Origin of the sequence: Collinsella sp. AM12-1 (genome assembly GCF_003472325.1) — a bacterium.
GTDB lineage: Bacteria > Actinomycetota > Coriobacteriia > Coriobacteriales > Coriobacteriaceae > Collinsella.
In genome coordinates, this window is sequence record NZ_QRLS01000009.1 from 29,131 (window position 1) to 45,436 (window position 16,306).

Genomic DNA, 16,306 nt, shown 5'->3' on the forward strand with positions numbered 1-16,306 from the left:
GGCCCGCCGGCTCGTTGTCGTGGCGGGCGCTGTTCGGAAGAGCTCGATGGGTCATCTCGCTGGGTAAATATTTGTGCGTGATGGTATCGTTGTTGGGGCTTTTACTGATTACGGGATGTTGACTTTGGAGTTGTGGATGGTGTCCCAAATGGATTCTACGCTTGGTTTTATTACTGACCAGCTTAAGACGCTGACTTCTATTGCCTCGCCTACGGGCTATACCCGTGCGGCTACTGACTATCTAATGGAAACGTTGCGCGATATGGGCTTTGGCCCCGAGCGCTCCAATAAGGGCAACGTGTTGGTTGAGCTTGGTGGTGAGGGCGAGCCGCTTGTCCTGGCGAGCCATGTCGATACCCTGGGCGCTATGGTGCGCTCCATCAAGGACAATGGTCGCCTGCGTCCCACGACGCTCGGCGGGCATCAGTGGTCTACGGCCGATGGCGAGAACTGCACCGTTTATACGCGCGATGGCAATAACTACACGGGTGTGGTCCTCAATACCGAGCCTTCGGCGCATGTGACCGATGAGCCGGTCAAAACCATCGAGAAGAACATGGAGATCTTGCTCGACGAGAATGTCGACAGTAAGGACGACGTGCTTGAGCTGGGTATTCAGACGGGCGATATCATCGCTATGGATCCGCGTACCACGGTGACGGAGAGCGGCTACATTAAGAGTCGCTTCCTGGATGACAAACTGTCGGCGTCGATTCTACTGGGTCTGGCCCGCGCCGTTGCTGACGGCGAGGTGACCCTTTCGCGCAAGGTTTCGCTGCTCTTTACGGTGTACGAGGAGGTCGGCCACGGCGGTGCCTTTGTGCCGGCTGACACGCGCGAGATGATCAGCGTGGACATGGGCTGCGTGGGTGACGACCTGGGCTGCACCGAGCGCATGGTTTCGATTTGCGCTAAGGATTCGGGTGGCCCCTACAACTACGACCTGGTAACCACGCTGTCCAACATCGCGCGCGAGCTCGAGCTCGATTACGCCATCGACGTGTACCCGCATTACGGCTCGGACGTCGAGGCCACGCTCTCGGCCGGCTACGACATTCGCCATGGTCTGATCGGCCCCGGCGTGTACGCGAGCCACAACTACGAGCGCAGCCACATCGACGGCGTGCGCAATACCTACGAGCTGGTTCGTGCCTACGTTCAGCGCTAGACGCATCGACAATGCTCATCGAGCCTGCCGCCCCGGTTGTTGCAGCGATGCCAGCCGGGGCGTCCTCTATAACTTGCGGTGGCGGGGAGCTGTTATTTGATGGCTGACGTAACGGTGCCGCCGCCCAGGACGATGTCGCCGCGGTAGACGACGACTGCCTGGCCGGGGGCGATGGCTCGCTGTGGCTCGTCAAAAGTTAGCAGCATTTGCCCGTCTTCGCCACGTGTAAGGGTTGCTGCCTGGTCCTTTTGACGGTAGCGGTACTTGGCGCCCACGCGGATGCCGCCGGCATCCAGCTCGGCCTCCATGCGGTCGGCAGGGGCGCTCCAGATCCAGTCGTTGGCCGTGAGCGCCGTGGCCGTCAGGTCCTCTGCCTCGCCCAGATGTACGGTGTTGTTGACGGCGTCGACACCCGTTACGTACACGGGATGCGCCATCGCGACGCCCAGGCCCTTGCGCTGGCCGATGGTGTAGCGCAGCGCGCCGTTGTGGCGCCCGACCACGCTGCCGTCGCGCCACGCAATGTCGCCCGGTGCAGCGGGATGTTCGCAACGGCGCTCGATATAGCCCGCGTAGTCACCGTCTGGAATAAAGCAGATGTCCTCGCTTTCGGCCTTCTGGGCGTTGGTAAAGCCCTGCTCGGCGGCTATGCGGCGCACGTCGCGCTCTTTGTCTAGGCCTGCCAGCGGAAAGATCGTGTGCGCCAGGCGCTCCTGCGTGAGCGAATACAAAAAGTAACTCTGGTCCTTTTTGGGGTCCTCGCCGCGATGCAGCTGCCAGGTGCCGTCGGGCGCCTGGCTCGTTTTGGCATAGTGGCCTGTGGCGATGTAGTCGCAGCCCATATCCAGCGCCGCATCCAGCAACGCGCCAAACTTAATATGGCGGTTGCAGATGATGCACGGATTGGGCGTCAGCCCCTCCTGGTAGGCGTTCATAAAACGCTCGACAACGTTGCGGTCGAAGGTTTGCTGCAAGTCGAGCACGTGATGGGGTATCCCCAGGCGCTCGGCGACGGCCTTTGCATCGGCGATGTCGCGGTCGACCTTACTCATGCCCGTGGTGGGATCGGGCGCGGGGCAGGTGAGGCGCATGGTGGCACCGACACATTCGTAACCCTGACTTTTGAGCAGATACGCGGTCACGCTGGAATCGACGCCGCCGCTCATGGCGACGAGCACGCGCTTGTTGTGCATGGGGAGGTTCTCCTTGGTGGCATGTGGCCAAAAAAGAAAAGCGGCGCGGGAGGCTGGTTCCGCGCCGCAGACATTGTAGCAAGTTCGGGCGTCCTGTGGGACACCCTGTTGGGATGAGCTCAGGCTGCCAGAAGAGAGGGGAGACCGGCGTGCCTTGGACTCGTTCTAAGAACGAGAGCTCTAGTCCTGGAAGAGTGCCGTGGACAGGTAGCGCTCGCCGGTGTCGGCGAGCAGCGCCACGATGGTCTTGCCCTCGTTCTCGGGGCGCTTGGCCAGCTGCAGTGCGGCCCACACGGCGGCGCCGGACGAAATGCCCACGAGCACGCCCTCCTTGTGGCCCACGGCGCGGCCGGTGGCAAAGGCGTCGTCGTTCTCGACGGGGATGATCTCGTCGTAGACCTGGGTGTCGAGGACGTCGGGCACAAAGCCGGCACCGATACCCTGGATCTTGTGCGGGCCGGCCTGGCCCTTAGAGAGCACCGGGGAGGTGGCGGGCTCGACGGCGACGACCTGAATCTCGGGGTTTTGCTCCTTGAGGAACTCGCCCACGCCGGTCACGGTGCCGCCGGTGCCGACGCCGGCGACGAAGATGTCGACCTTGCCGTCGGTGTCGTCCCAGATCTCGGGGCCGGTCGTGGCCTTGTGAATGGCCGGGTTCGCGGGGTTCACAAACTGGCCGGCGATGATGCTGTTGGGGGTCTCCTTCTGCAACTCTTCGGCCTTGGCGATAGCGCCCTTCATGCCTTTGGAGCCGTCGGTGAGCACGAGCTGCGCACCGTATGCCTGCATCAGCTTGCGGCGCTCGACGGACATGGTCTCGGGCATGGTGATGATCACCTTGTAGCCGCGGGCGGCCGCCACCGAGGCGATGCCGACGCCGGTGTTGCCGCTCGTGGGCTCGATGATGGTGTAGTCGCCGCCACGCACGAGCTTGCCTGCCTTCTCGGCCTCGTCAATCATGTTCTTGGCGACGCGGTCTTTAACGGATCCGGCGGGGTTGAAGTATTCCAGCTTGACGAGCACGCGGGCCTTGAGGTCCTCATCGGCCTCAAAGTGGGTGAGCTCCAGAAGCGGAGTGTGGCCGATAAGCTGATCAATGGATGTGTACACATTGCTCATGGTGAACCTCCAAAGTGTTCAAATGACTGGATACCGTGTGGTTTTACGGTGTGTGTAGCAACGAAACCCACAAACCTTATGGGTTGTTCGTTTTGCTGTTGGCAAGCATAGTAGGCACTAAAGCCTAGTAATGCAATAGGAAATAGAAGATTATTACGAGTCGATTAACCATCTTGACGGGAATAGGTATTTTCAAAACCAATTTTTCGGCTAGAATTTCTACGAATTAAAAGACCGAAAGGCAGCAATATATATGTTGGTTTCCACAAAGGGCAGATATGCCCTGCGCGTTATGGTCGACTTGGCCGAGCATCAGGCGGCAGGCCGCATTCCCCTCAAAGAGATCGCCGCGCGTCAGGGGATTTCGGAGAAATATTTGGAGAACATTTTGGCTACGCTCGTGCGCGCCAATATGCTCTCGGGCATGCGCGGCAAGGGCGGCGGCTACGTGCTCACGCGCCCGCCCGAGCAGTACACGGTGGGCGAGATCCTGCGCCTGACCGAGGGTAGCCTAGCACCGGTCGCATGCCTGGACGGCGACTGCAAAGGTTGCTCGCGATCTGATGAGTGTCCTACACTCGATGTTTGGAAGAACCTGGACAAGCTCATCAACGACTACCTCGACGGCGTGACACTCGATACGCTCGTTGCCCCCAACGAGGGCTACGACTACGTCATCTAGCCCCACCTGCTATTGGGGGACGGGGCAGAAATGGTAGATTTTCTTGTCCTCTGAGGCTTGGCAAATGACAAGGCCGCCCATCGTTGCGATGGACGGCCTTCGTTTTGGCGTGTTGTGGCGGCCCGTATCCGGTCGCTTTAGTTCCTGGCGATGCTGTCGAGAATGCTGCGCATGATGGATACCAGGATGCTGCCCATAAACGCCGATCCAAAGCTGGCGATGGAGATACCCGCGCCCAGCAGATTGACCGACAGGTAGCTGGCCAGCTCGAGCATAAAGCTGTTGACCACAAGCTGAAAAATACCAAGCGTGATAATAGTGAGTGGCAGCGAGATGACCGTCAGGAACGGCTTAACGAGCGAGTCGACGATGTTGAGGAACAGTCCCACGAAGGCAAAGCAGACCCAGGCGTCGGCCATGCCGAAGGGCTGAATGCCGGGGACGAGAAACGTTGCGATCGCGATGGCGATTGAGGTCAAAAGCCAGTTGAGCATAAAGCGCATGGTGTGAATCCTTTCTTGCGCATGGCGTGGTGAGGGAGCGTGAGAGGCACATGCCTTTGCAACTCGGACAGATGCTCGGGCACGGCTCTGTTTGGGCGCCCATTGTCTCAGATATTCGTGGAGCTTGCGTGCGCATTCGGTTTCAAAACGGCGTTCGTCCTAGAAAACGCGCCGCTGGCAGAGAGTTTTGTCGCTTTAGTTTGGTGGTGTGCTAAACTGCTACGGGCAAAAGCCACAGGCGTTGCCCTATTGCATAGAACGGGCGAACGATGCCCGATGTCAGTATCAACTTCGATGCCTTTTGGCGGGTTTGGCGGTGATCGATGAATATCGAGAACATGTTTGACAAGCCTGATGTCAAGCAGCTGGTCCACGCATTTAGCCTTTTGGACGACGAGAAAGATATCCAAGCGTTTTTGACCGATATCTGCACGCCGCGCGAGATTTGCGATCTATCGCAGCGTCTGCAGGTCGCGCGTTATCTGGACGAGGGCGAGCCCTATGTTGAGGTTCAGGCGCGTACCGGCGCTTCGTCCACCACGGTGAGCCGTGTGTCCAAGGCGCTCAACGGCGAGTACGGTGGCTACCGCAAAATCCTCATTAAGCTGGAGGATGGCGAGTAGGCCGCGCCAAAAACGAATTGTGCAAAACCGCTCCTCCGGGGGCGGTTTTTTGATCCCTTAAGGACGGAGGAAAACGGATCACCGGGTTAGACTGACCCCTTCGGTGATCCGTTTTCCTCCGTCCCCAAGGGATCAAATCTGTTGGCGTGGGGCAAATCTGTCCGCGTGGGCGGGTAGGATGGATACATTGATTATTGCGAACAGTTTGAGCGGAGGACCATGCCTGTTCGAATCTATACCACCAATGCCGGCACGGATTTGAGCGATGCCGAGTCGGCGTTGCTTGCCGACCTTATTGCCCGCCATGGACGTGCCGTGCTTCTGGCGTCAACGTTTGCCGAGCTCGACCTGTGTCGCCATGATGCGGCGGAAGCCGGGATTTCGCTGGGTATTGACTACAAAACGCCTACATCGTGGCTTCGCTCGCTTTGGGAGCTTTTGGGCGACGGGCGCGGTTTCGTCGACAACCTGCAGCGTCAGATGCTGTTCTCGGACATGGTCACGCGTCTCGACGATGCCGACCTGCAGCCGCTTTCGCGCAGCCAGGGCACAGTGCGCATGCTTGCGCGCATGGCCCGCGACGTGTTGCCGGGCGTTGCGGGGACGACGGCCGAGCGATGCCGTGGCAACAATTGCCAGCCTGAGCCAAAAAGCGATGCCGAGGCTCGTGTGTTCGAGCTTTTGCGTGCCTACGCGGGTGGTTTGGACCGTCGAGATATGGTCGAGCCCTGCGAGGCGGCTGACATTATGGCCGATGCCCTGGCCGATAACCTGCCGGCGTGCACCCGCGCCGTATGCGTGCGCGGTATCACGTCGATTACGCACGGCCTGCTCGAGCTGCTGTCTGCCGTGGCGAACAATGGGGGGGAGGTCGTCGTACTGCTTGCCTGCGAGCAGGCGGCGATGCGCGAGGAGCTTGCCGCGGCATTTGATGCCCGCGGTGTGCTGTTCGAGGCCGCGCCGCTGAGGGAGGACGCCGTCGCGTCTGATGCCGCTTGCGGGACCGCCGCTCAGCCTGCCTTTATTGAGGTCGCCGGCCCCCATGCCCGTGCCCATGCTTATGCGGACGCCATCGATACGTTGGTGAAAACGCACAAGGAGTCCAAGGACGATAAAGCTACTGCAACGCCCGCTGACCCCGTGCGCGTGCTCGTTGTTTCTGCCCGGGCACCCCAGCTGTTCGGTGAGCTCGCCTCTCGTCTGGCGGCCCGTCATATCGCTGCCGAGACAGTTGAGTTCACGGCGTTTTCTCAATCCATTGCGGGCAGGCAGTTCACGGCGCTCGCCAACCTGATCGAGCGTATGAAGGCCGCCGACGAAGGGGCAGCTTCTAAGACTGAGTGGTGGCCCGCGCCGGAGCTTACCGACTGGATTTACAGTCCGCTTTCGGGCGCTGATGCCGTCAATGCCCGTACCTTCGATAAGAATATGCGTCTCTCGCGCAGCAAGACTACCGCGGGCGTTAAGAGCCTGCTGCAGAGCGTCCAAGGCCAGGTGAGGGGCGCGCGCAAGGCGGCGAGCGACGAGAACTGGTTTAAGAACGTGCCGTGCGTGGTCTCGGACGTGTTCCAGGCGCTGTGGCGTGACAAGCCCGTGACGGCGCTCAAGGCCATGCTTGCCGTTGCCGAGGCACTGCCCGATCGCGCGCTTGGTGGTCTCGACGGCCAGGCCCGTCGCCAGGCGGAGGTGGCCCTGCTGCGCCACGCGATCGACATCCTTATGAACGATGCTCGCGCGCTCGACGTGTCGCAGGCCGCGACCGTGCCCGTGCTCGATGGCATTCGCACCAAGGTGGACAAGCGTAGCACCGCCTACGATTACGAGACCTACGAGGTTGACCGTGCGCCACGTGCCCAGGTTCGCTTTACTTCGCTTGCCGATGCGGCGGCCCTGCGCCCCGATAGCTACGATGCCGTGCTGTTTGCCGACGTCGACCTGGACAGTTATCCGCTCTCACATGAGGAGGGCCCGCTGGCAACGCTGACGGCGAGCCTCGGTCGCGAGGGCGTGACGCTTGAGCCTGCGGCCTTGCTGCGCGCACGCTTTGGCCGCGCGATACAAGCGTCGCGTGGTCCGGTTACGCTCGCCCGTGTGACCCACGATCGTCAGGCGCGCGAGTGCTATCCGGCGGCCGTGTGGACCGAGTTGCGGGCGCATGCCGAGGCCGCTAACGATGCTAAGGCCGCTGACGCCGACAAGGCCGCTGACGCCGACAAGGCCGCTGACGACGCTAAGGCCGTTGGCGCCGACAAGGCGAAGTGTGTGGGTGAGGGCGATATCGTAAGGGACTTCGATCCCGCGGCAGGCGAAGGTCTTAGGCGCGAGCGCGTGACCTGCGAAGCTCCTCAGCACCTGAGCGATGAAGCCATTCCGTATTTGGTCCTGCGTCGTCGCGATGGCGAGGGCGAGGATGCGCCGCTGGTGCCGCGCCTGACGTCTGCCTCGCAGATCGAGGCCTATTCGACCTGCCCGCTATGCTGGTTCGTCTCGTACCGCGTGAAGCCCCAGTCGATCGACGCTGGCTTTGGCAATATGGAGAAGGGCAACTTTGTCCACGACGTGCTGGAACACTTGCATGCCCGTCTGCCCCAGGAGGGCATGGAGCGCGTGACACCCATGAATCTGCCACGCGCGAAGGAGCTGCTGCGCGAGGTCTTTGACGAGACCTTGGCCGAGCATGCGGGCAAGCGCGGTACCGAGGGCCCGCTCGTGCCGCTCTCCCCGGTGGAGGAGCGCCAGGTGGCCGAGATTTTGCCGCAGCTGGAGGGCGTTCTTGCCTACGAGTCCGAGGCGCTCGCGCCCTTCGCGCCGCGCTACCTGGAGTTTGCGTTCAACGAGCTCCAGGTCGAGTATGCCGGCTGGCCGCTCGGCGGGCGCATCGACCGCGTGGATGTGGATGCCGAGAATCGCGCCGTGGTAATCGACTACAAGCATCGCACGGGCGTTGAGGAGTTTAAACTCGCCGACCCCACGGTGCGCGACGAGGAATCGGGCGAGGCCGCCATCGACGACCCGCGGTGGCTGCCGCCCCATACCCAGACGCTTATCTATGCGCAGGCCATGCGCCGGGCGCTGGATCTGGATGCCCGTGCGGCGCTCTATTTTTCGACCAAGGGCGGCAAACCGGCGCTGCGCGGCGCCGCGAGTGCCGAGCTGCTCGAGGAAGAGCGCGGCGACGGCCGCATCCCGGGGCTTAAGAAGGGCTTTCCCGGCGAGGGTGGCAGCATGGACTTCGACGCCCTGCTCGATCGCGTGGAGGCCGGCATCGCCGAGCGCCTGCACGAACTCGAGGCAGGCGACGTTGCCGCCGTCGACCCGACGTCGGCTCAGGCCGCGCATGCGCGCTGCTCGTATAACCACGAAGGAACGTTTGTAAGAAGGGACGTGTAGACCATGGATCTTTCGACTTTGATGCCGCAACAGCTGCAGATCGTCAAAACGCTCGACCGTCCGCTGTTTGTCTCGGCGGGTGCCGGTTCGGGCAAGACCTTTACCCTCACGCGCCGCATCGTCTACGCGCTCTCGCCCGAATCCGGTCCGTTCGTTGAGCATCTGGACCAGGTGCTCGCCATTACCTTTACCAAAGACGCCGCGGCCGAGATCCGTGACCGTGTGCGCCGCACGCTCATCGACGAGGGCATGGACGAGGAAGCCCTGACCGTCGACGATGCGTGGATCTCGACCATTCACGGCATGTGCTCGCGTATCCTGCGCGCACATGCGTTGGAGCTGGGCATCGATCCCGAGTTCACGGTGCTCACCGATACCGACGAGCTTATGGACCAGGCTGTTGAGCATGTGCTGGCCCGCGCGACGGCGCCCGATGCCGCCCCCGAGCTCGCCGCTTCGCTTAAGGCCCTCTACGCTTGGTATCCCATGGCGGGCGAGGGTGGGCCGTTTGGCGCCGGTACCACCATTAAAGGGCTGGTGCGTGAGCTGCTGGAGCTCTCGAGCCAGCTGCCGGGCGGTATGGACGACGTGTGCGTGGCGCGCGGCCAGGCCGATACCTCGGCACTCGCCGATGCCTATCGTGCGGCGCTGGGCGCAAGCAAGGCCGCGACCGAGAAAGCGCAGGTGGCACTCGATGCCATCGACGCGTTTGAGGCGAGCGGCAAAACCATGGAGGATGCGGCGCGACTCATGATGTCGTGCAGCATGCCTCGGGCGAGCAAGGCGTTTTCTAAGGAGCAGGTGGAGCTACTCAAGGCCGAGGCTGCCGATGCGTTTATCAATATCGTGCTGGCCTGCGGTGGTCCCGCGCTCGATGCGCTGGCGGGGCTTGCTCGTGCTGTGGAGGCGGAATACCGCGCGCTCAAGGCTGACCAGTCCGCGCTTGATAACAACGACCTGCTGCGCATGGCGTACGAGGCGCTGCGCGATTATCCCGCCATCCGAGCGGCCTATGAGGGTCGCTTTAAGATGGTCATGATCGATGAGTTCCAGGATACCGACCAGATGCAGGTCGATTTGATCCGTCACCTGACGGGCGCGGGGGAGCGCGCACTGTGCACCGTAGGCGATGCGCAGCAGTCGATCTACCGCTTCCGTGGTGCCGAGGTCGAGGTATTCCGTCGCCAGGAGCGCAAGGTGGGTTCGACGACGGCGTCCGAGACGGTCGCCACGTCCGATGCCCCCGCCGGCGAGCTCGTCAAGCTTGTACGCAACTTCCGCAGCCACGACGAGGTGCTGCGCTATGTGGCGCGCGTCTTTGACGGCGACACCGGTGGTTTGATGCAGGGGTTCTTGGATCTTGAACCGAGCGACGAACGCGAGGACAAGCTCAAGGCGAAGGCATCGCGCCGCCAGGCGATTTTCGTTGCCGGTGGCAGTACGCAGGAGCGAACGCAGGCGAAAGCTCGTGCGATTGCGGAGCGATTCCAAGCACTCGTTAAAGCGGGCCAGCCCCAGGGCAGCATGGTCCTGCTGCTGGGCCGCATGACCAACGCCGATGTCTATGCGCAGGCCTTCCGCGACCAGGGGCTCGACTGCGTGATCGCAGGCGGCTCGGTCTTTGCCCAGGCAGCCGAGGTGCAGACGGTGCGTGCCCTGGTGTGCGCGCTTGCTAACCCGGCCGATACGGCGCAGGGTCTTATGCCGCTGCTGGCCTCGCCGATGTTTGCGCTCGGCGCTCAGGAGTTCCTGGCGCTGGCGACCAAGCTGGACGACCAGACGGGGGAAACCTCGCGCCGCAACATCGACGTGGGCATCATGAGCGATTCCGATGTGCCGGGTTTGCAAGACTTGCCGCTCGTGACGCGCGCCCGCGAGGTGCTGCGGTATGCGCTCCGTCGCGTGGGCCGCGATTCGTTCGCCGCCATCGCGCGCGACGTGGTCAACGCCTCCGGCTGGTTTGTACGTCTGGCACAGCGTGGTCCCGAGGGCAAGGCCATTGCCGCCAACGTGCTCAAGGCGCTCGACGCCGTGGCCGAGGCAGAGGCCGAGCTCGGCAACTCGCCGCGCTCCATTGCGCTCGCCTTCGACCGCTTCTTGGCGGGCAAGGAGGCCCCGGGCGCGCTCAACGAGGAGGGCGACGGCGCGGTACGCATCATGACGGTGCATGCGTCCAAGGGTCTGGAGTATCCGGTCGTAGCGGTTGCCGAGTGTTTTGGCGTGCGTAAGTCCTCGGGTGCGGCACAGATGGGTCGCGTCGAGGGCGGAGCGCAGATCGTGGCGCTGCCGGCACGCTTCGACGGCGTTAAGCTCGCCGACGGAACCTTTGTGAAGGGCGACGACGTCAAAAAGCAGTTTGAGCATGCGTTTAAGGGCAAGGGCACGTCGTTGTGGCTGCCGCCAGAGCTCATGGAGGACGTCTGTGCGACGGGCTCTCCCGCCGAGGCATTTGCCCGCCTGCGCGACGACGACCTGCAGCTTTCGCTCGAGGAGCGGGCCCGCTTGCTCTATGTTGCCATGACGCGTGCGCGAGAGCTGGTGATCTTGGCGATGGATGCCGGCGTGAGCCGCGGCAAGCTGTGCGCGCCGACCTTCGACGTCGAGACCGATCTGACCTATGACGTGCTGCGTCGTATTCTGCCTACCGACGCTCTGGACATGCCGCAGCTCGATGCCGACCGCCTGGTGTTCGACAACTCCCAGCCGGGCGACTACGAGCTCATTTCGCTCGCGGACTTTTCCTTTGGCGAGCAGGCGTTTGAGGCCAACGCTTCACTGGATGCCGAGGGCAGGCTTGTTCGCGGCGATGTCGATACAGATACTGCCGACGATTCGGCCAGTACAATCGTCCCCGGTCCTGCCGACCCCGAACCCGATGCGTTCGAGCTCGTGCATCCCCAAGCGGTGGGCGTACGCATGGGCATCTGCCCGTATCCGGTGCGCGATTCGTACAGCTACTCGTCAATTGCCGCGGCGCTGCATGCCGAGTCCGAGGACCGTGCCACCGAGGCGCATGTGCCCATGGACGAGGCTGGCGATGATGCGGAGTCTGATGGTTCCGAGATGGCGGATGCAGACGTGGCCGCTGTCGAGCCCGCCGGCAATCCCATGGCGCTGGGCTCGGCCTTCCACGCCGCCTGCCAGTGGCTGATCGAGATGGGTGCCGATGCGCTGCCCGCCGAGCGTGCCGACGCCCTGGCTCGCCTGTGGCGCCTGACGCCGGAACAGCGCGAACGCTTCGACGTTGCCCTGGATCGCTGGCTCAAGTCGGCGGTCCGTGCCGAGCTGCTTGCCTGGCCGTGCGTTCGCGCCGAGGTGCCGTTCTTTTCGCTGGGCTGCGAGGACGAGGACATCGCTCGCTACGGTGCATATGCCGAGGGCGCCATCGATGCTTTGGCGACGAACCCGGCGGATTCGTCACGCGCGCTGGTCATCGACTACAAGACGGGCGGCACACCGGACGAGACGCCGGAACAGCTGCAGGAGAAGCACGCCCTGCAGGCGCGCGTTTACGCTGATGTTCTGCACAAGGCGGGCTTTGAGGCCGTGACCGTCAAGTTCGTCCGCGTGGAGCAAGTCGACCCCGCCAACCCGTGCGAGCCTCAGGTGGTCACCTACAGCCTCTAGCCCTCAATAACTTGCGGTGGAATACGGACTGTTTTGGCCAAAAAAGCCGCCAAACAGTCCGCATTTCACCGCAACTGCGTGAGGAGCCGTGTGGGTTTGGCTAGGTTCGGGTGCCGTCCGCGCCGTGCGGTAAAATCGTTCAGTCAGAACACGAACCCGCATCGGAGCTCATCACATGGCATTCGTCCATCTGCACAATCACACTGTTTTCTCCATGCTCGACGGCGCAACCCGTATCCAGGATATGGTCAACCGTGCCGTTGAGCTTGGCATGCCTGCCGTGGCCATTACCGATCACGGCTACATGTATGGCGTGCCCGACTTGGCGCTGGCCTGCGACGCCGTTAACCACAACACGCCCGAGTACAAAACCTGGAGCCACGACAAGGCCTTCTTGGAAAAGGACCGCCGCGACGAGCTGGTGGAGCCCGACCCCGAGGAAAACCCGCGCGAGCATGCCCAGTACGTTAAGGACATGGCTATGTGGGACGAGAAGGGCAATATCGACGAGCTCAAGCCGCCCCTGGTCATCAAGCCCATCTTTGGCTGCGAGGTCTACTTTACGCCGGACGAGACCCTTGCCCGCGACCATAAGCCCGAGCTCTACCACATGATCCTCCTGGCCAAGGACCAGGAGGGCTACGTCAACCTGATGCAGACGGTTTCCGAGGCCGCCGTGCAGGGCTTTTACTACAAGCCCCGCGTGACGCTCGACAACCTGCGCCGCCATGCCAAGGGCATGATCTGCACGAGCGCCTGCATCGCGGGCATCATTCCCAAATACATCGACCGCGGTGACATGGAGGGCGCCATCAAGTGGGCCGAGACCTTCCGCGATACCTTCGAACCCGGCGACTTTTATATCGAGATCCAGGAACACGGCATCACCACCGACAACGGCCTGACCGATGAGCAGATGGACCGCACGCTCATCGACATCGCCAAGCAGGTAGGCGTCAAGGTCATCGCCACCAACGACTTCCACTACCTGCGCCGCGAGGACGCTCCCGTGCAGGACGTCATCATGTGCATCGGCATGAACGCCAAGGTCGACGACCCCAACCGCATGCGCATGACTGGCTCGGAGTTTTACATGAAGACCGAGGAGGAGATGCGGGCGATGTTCCCGCATTGCCCCGAGGCCTGCGACAACACGCTCGAGATCGCCGACAAGTGCTACGTCGAGCTGGACTGGGACTCCATCATCCTGCCGCGCTTCCCGTTGCTCGACCCCGGCGAGACGCACGAGAGTCAGTTCCGCCGCGAGTGCGAGAAGGGCCTGCGCCAGCACTACGGTGACGACTGGGCCACGCGCGAGATCGGTGGCGTCAACATCAAAGAGCGCTTTGAGTACGAATACAAAGTCATCTGCGACAAGGGCTTTGCCGCCTACTTTTTGATTGTTGCCGAGTACGTGCAATGGGCCAAAGACAACGGCATCGGCGTCGGCCCCGGCCGTGGCTCGGCTGCCGGCGCTATCGTCGCCTACGCCATGAACATCACCGCGTTCGATCCGCTCGAGAACGGCCTGATGTTCGAGAGGTTCCTGTCCCCGCAGCGTACCGAGATGCCCGATATCGATATGGACTTCGACGATGAGCGGCGCCTCGAGGTCGTGGAGCACGTTCGCCAGCTCTACGGCCCCGAGAAGGTCACCCACGTCATCACCTACTCGACCATTAAGGCCAAGCAGGCCATCAACGACGCCGCTCGCGTCCTGGACTACCCGGTCTACATGGGCCAGCGTCTGTCCAAGATGGTCTCGAGCGACCCCAAGGTCAAGCTCAAGCAGGTGCTCGAAAAGCAACCCGGCAAAGAGGACCTGTTTAACCCCGATTTTGCCGAGGCATATAAAAAGGACGACGACGCCCGCCGCATCATCGACACGGCGCTCTCAATCGAGGGCCTCACCCGTGGCGAGGGCGTGCACGCGTGCGCCGTTCTGATCTGCCGCGACCCCGTCAACGAGCACGTGCCCACCAAGCTCGACACCAAGGGCGGCGTCGAGATTACCCAGTACGAGGGCCATACCGTTGCCGACATGGGCCTGCTCAAGATGGACTTCTTGGGCCTGCGCACGCTGACTGTTATCTCCAAGGCCAAGGCAAACATCAAAAAGAACTTCGGCATCGACATCAAAGAGGAAGAGATTCCCTTTGACGACCCCGAGATCTTTAAGCTCATGGGTTCCGGCCACACCGCCGGCGTCTTCCAGGTCGAGTCCGCCGGCATGACGGCCACGATCAAGAACATGAAGCCCACCGAGTACAAGCACGTCGTGGCATTGATCGCTCTGTACCGCCCGGGCCCGCTGGGCGCCGGCATGGTCTCGTCTTACATCAACCGTATGAACGGCAAGGAGCCGGCGGTCTCCTACGACGACCGCCTGGACGACATCCTGGGCGAAACCTACGGCACCATGGTCTACCAGGAGCAGGTTATGCTCATCTCCGTCGAGATGTGCGGCTTCTCCAAGGGCGAATCGGACTCGCGTATCCGTAAGCCCGTGGCTAAGAAAAAGATCAAGCTGCTCACGTCGACGGTGCTTCACTGGGAGGATGGCTCGGACGAGACCACCTACGACCACTGGATGAACGGCGCTATCAAAAATAACTACACGCGCGAGGTCGCCCAGAAGATTTGGGACGATGTTCTCGAGTTCGCGTCCTACGCCTTCAACAAGTCGCACTCCGCCGGCTATGCCATTCTGGTTATGCAGACGGCGTGGCTCAAGGCGCACTATCCGCACGAGTACATGGCGGCCGTTCTGACGTCCTATACGGGCAAGACCGACAAGATCGTGCACTACGTCTCGGCATGCCGTCACGACGGCATCCCCGTGCTGTCGCCAGATGTCAACGAGTCCGGTACCGAGTTCACGGCTACCAAGGAGGGCGTGCGCTTTGGTCTGGCCGGCATCCGCGGCGTGGGCACCGGCGTGGCGCAGGCGATTATCGCCGAGCGCGAGGCGGGCGGCCCGTTTAAGACGCTGCACGACTTTGTCGAGCGCGTGGACTCGAGCCAGGCCAACCGCCGCGTGATCGAATCGCTCATCAAGGCAGGCGCCTTCGACTCCACGGGGTATCCGCGTCGCCAGATGATGCACTTTGTGGATAAGAACAACCCCGAGAACATCATCGATGCCGCGGTGAAGCGCCAGAAGGATCGCGCGAGCGGCCAGACGTCGTTCTTCGACATGTTTGGCGACGTTGAGGGCTCGGGCTTTGAGGTGAGCGTGCCCGATCCGGATGGCCAGGAATGGGACCGCCACCTTAAGCTGAGCCAGGAGAAGGAAGTTCTGGGCATCTATGTCTCGGACCACCCGCTGCGCCCGTTTGAGTATGCACTAGCCAAGGCGCGCGACTTCTCGTTCTCGCAGATCGACACCGGCTACGAGGTTCAGAATCCTACGGGCGGCACCATCAACCAGGAGATTCCCGAGGGCAAGGCGCTGTGGTGGGCCGGTATGGTCTCGAGCGTGTCCAAGCGCGTGACCAAAAACGGTGACCCCATGGGCATCGTGCAGCTCGAGGACATGGAAGGCGAGGCCACCGTCGTCGTGTTCCCCAAGACCTATAAAGAGGCCGAGGGGTACCTGTACGGCGAGGTCGATCCCGAGACCGGCGCGCAGCTGTCCGATGCCTTTGTGCGCATTAAGGGCAAGCTCGAGCGCTCGGACCGCGGCGACCAGATCATCGCGCAGGAGATCGTGCCGCTCGAGCTTAACGAGGAGAACAACAAGCCCAAGGTGTTTGAGGTCATGGTGCCCAACAGCCGCTTTAGCCAGGGCAATATGGCGCGTCTTGCCACGGTGCTTACCGCCAACCCGGGCGGCGATCGCGTGGAGATCTTTATCGAGCAGGTGGACGGGCGCGTGCTACGTGCCGAGGTGCCGGCCAAGGTCAACGCGCGCTCGATTCCGCTGCTGGCCGAGGCCAAGGCCATTGTGGGTAACCAGGGTCGCGTGACGGTGATCTAAGCTACCCCGGGTGAGATTGGAG

General features: G+C 62.3%; 9 protein-coding genes. 6 read left to right on the forward strand and 3 right to left on the reverse strand.

Annotation, left to right across the window (positions count from 1 at the left end; genetic code table 11):
• Positions 1–148 precede the first annotated feature (148 nt).
• A complete protein-coding gene (locus tag DW136_RS05875; RefSeq protein ID WP_118289275.1) occupies positions 149–1,168 on the forward strand; it encodes a M42 family metallopeptidase in 1,020 nt (339 codons plus the stop codon).
• A 92-nt stretch (positions 1,169–1,260) separates the two neighbouring features.
• Here the strand turns inward: DW136_RS05875 and mnmA are convergent, their stop codons facing one another.
• Both mnmA and cysK read right to left on the reverse strand, forming a co-directional pair.
• Positions 1,261–2,484 (reverse strand): tRNA 2-thiouridine(34) synthase MnmA, encoded by a 1,224-nt coding sequence (gene mnmA, locus DW136_RS05880; RefSeq protein ID WP_255413361.1) that lies wholly within the window; start codon positions 2,482–2,484, stop codon positions 1,261–1,263.
• A gap of 57 nt (positions 2,485–2,541) precedes the next feature.
• Positions 2,542–3,480: a cysteine synthase A gene (gene cysK, locus DW136_RS05885; RefSeq protein ID WP_055250951.1), complete on the reverse strand. Its 939-nt coding sequence runs from the start codon at positions 3,478–3,480 to the stop codon at positions 2,542–2,544.
• Positions 3,481–3,733: 253 nt separating this feature from the next.
• Here cysK and DW136_RS05890 point away from each other — a divergent pair, with 253 nt between their 5' ends.
• On the forward strand, positions 3,734–4,162 hold the full coding sequence (locus DW136_RS05890) for an Rrf2 family transcriptional regulator (RefSeq protein ID WP_117583966.1): 429 nt from the start codon (positions 3,734–3,736) through the stop codon (positions 4,160–4,162).
• Positions 4,163–4,299: 137 nt separating this feature from the next.
• Here DW136_RS05890 and DW136_RS05895 read toward each other — a convergent pair whose 3' ends face one another.
• Positions 4,300–4,665, reverse strand: coding sequence for a phage holin family protein (locus DW136_RS05895; RefSeq protein ID WP_117583967.1), 366 nt, complete (start codon positions 4,663–4,665; stop codon positions 4,300–4,302).
• A gap of 323 nt (positions 4,666–4,988) precedes the next feature.
• On the opposite strand from DW136_RS05895, the gene DW136_RS05900 reads away from it, so the two are divergent.
• The 4 genes from DW136_RS05900 to dnaE all read left to right on the forward strand — a co-directional run bounded on the left by DW136_RS05900 (position 4,989) and on the right by dnaE (position 16,284).
• On the forward strand, positions 4,989–5,288 hold the full coding sequence (locus tag DW136_RS05900) for a YerC/YecD family TrpR-related protein (protein ID WP_022094855.1): 300 nt from the start codon (positions 4,989–4,991) through the stop codon (positions 5,286–5,288).
• Between the two features lie 219 nt (positions 5,289–5,507).
• Positions 5,508–8,678, forward strand: a complete 3,171-nt coding sequence (locus tag DW136_RS05905) for a PD-(D/E)XK nuclease family protein (protein WP_117583968.1) — start codon at positions 5,508–5,510, stop codon at positions 8,676–8,678.
• 3 nt (positions 8,679–8,681) lie between these two features.
• The gene (locus DW136_RS05910) at positions 8,682–12,305 is read left to right on the forward strand and encodes a UvrD-helicase domain-containing protein (protein ID WP_117583969.1); all 3,624 of its coding nucleotides are present in this window, start codon (positions 8,682–8,684) and stop codon (positions 12,303–12,305) included.
• A 175-nt stretch (positions 12,306–12,480) separates the two neighbouring features.
• Complete coding sequence (dnaE, locus tag DW136_RS05915; protein WP_117583970.1) at positions 12,481–16,284, forward strand: DNA polymerase III subunit alpha; 3,804 nt, start codon at positions 12,481–12,483, stop codon at positions 16,282–16,284.
• Positions 16,285–16,306 lie beyond the last annotated feature (22 nt).

What these genes read in the sequence shown, in the direction of transcription:
- cysK (WP_055250951.1), bottom strand. Translation starts at nt 3,480, where the DNA reads ATGAGCAATGTGTACACATCCATTGATCAGCTTATCGGCCACACTCCG.
- DW136_RS05900 (WP_022094855.1), top strand. Translation starts at nt 4,989, where the DNA reads ATGAATATCGAGAACATGTTTGACAAGCCTGATGTCAAGCAGCTGGTC.
- DW136_RS05905 (WP_117583968.1), top strand. Translation starts at nt 5,508, where the DNA reads ATGCCTGTTCGAATCTATACCACCAATGCCGGCACGGATTTGAGCGAT.
- dnaE (WP_117583970.1), top strand. Translation starts at nt 12,481, where the DNA reads ATGGCATTCGTCCATCTGCACAATCACACTGTTTTCTCCATGCTCGAC.
- DW136_RS05890 (WP_117583966.1), top strand. Translation starts at nt 3,734, where the DNA reads ATGTTGGTTTCCACAAAGGGCAGATATGCCCTGCGCGTTATGGTCGAC.
- DW136_RS05875 (WP_118289275.1), top strand. Translation starts at nt 149, where the DNA reads ATGGATTCTACGCTTGGTTTTATTACTGACCAGCTTAAGACGCTGACT.
- DW136_RS05910 (WP_117583969.1), top strand. Translation starts at nt 8,682, where the DNA reads ATGGATCTTTCGACTTTGATGCCGCAACAGCTGCAGATCGTCAAAACG.
- DW136_RS05895 (WP_117583967.1), bottom strand. Translation starts at nt 4,665, where the DNA reads ATGCGCTTTATGCTCAACTGGCTTTTGACCTCAATCGCCATCGCGATC.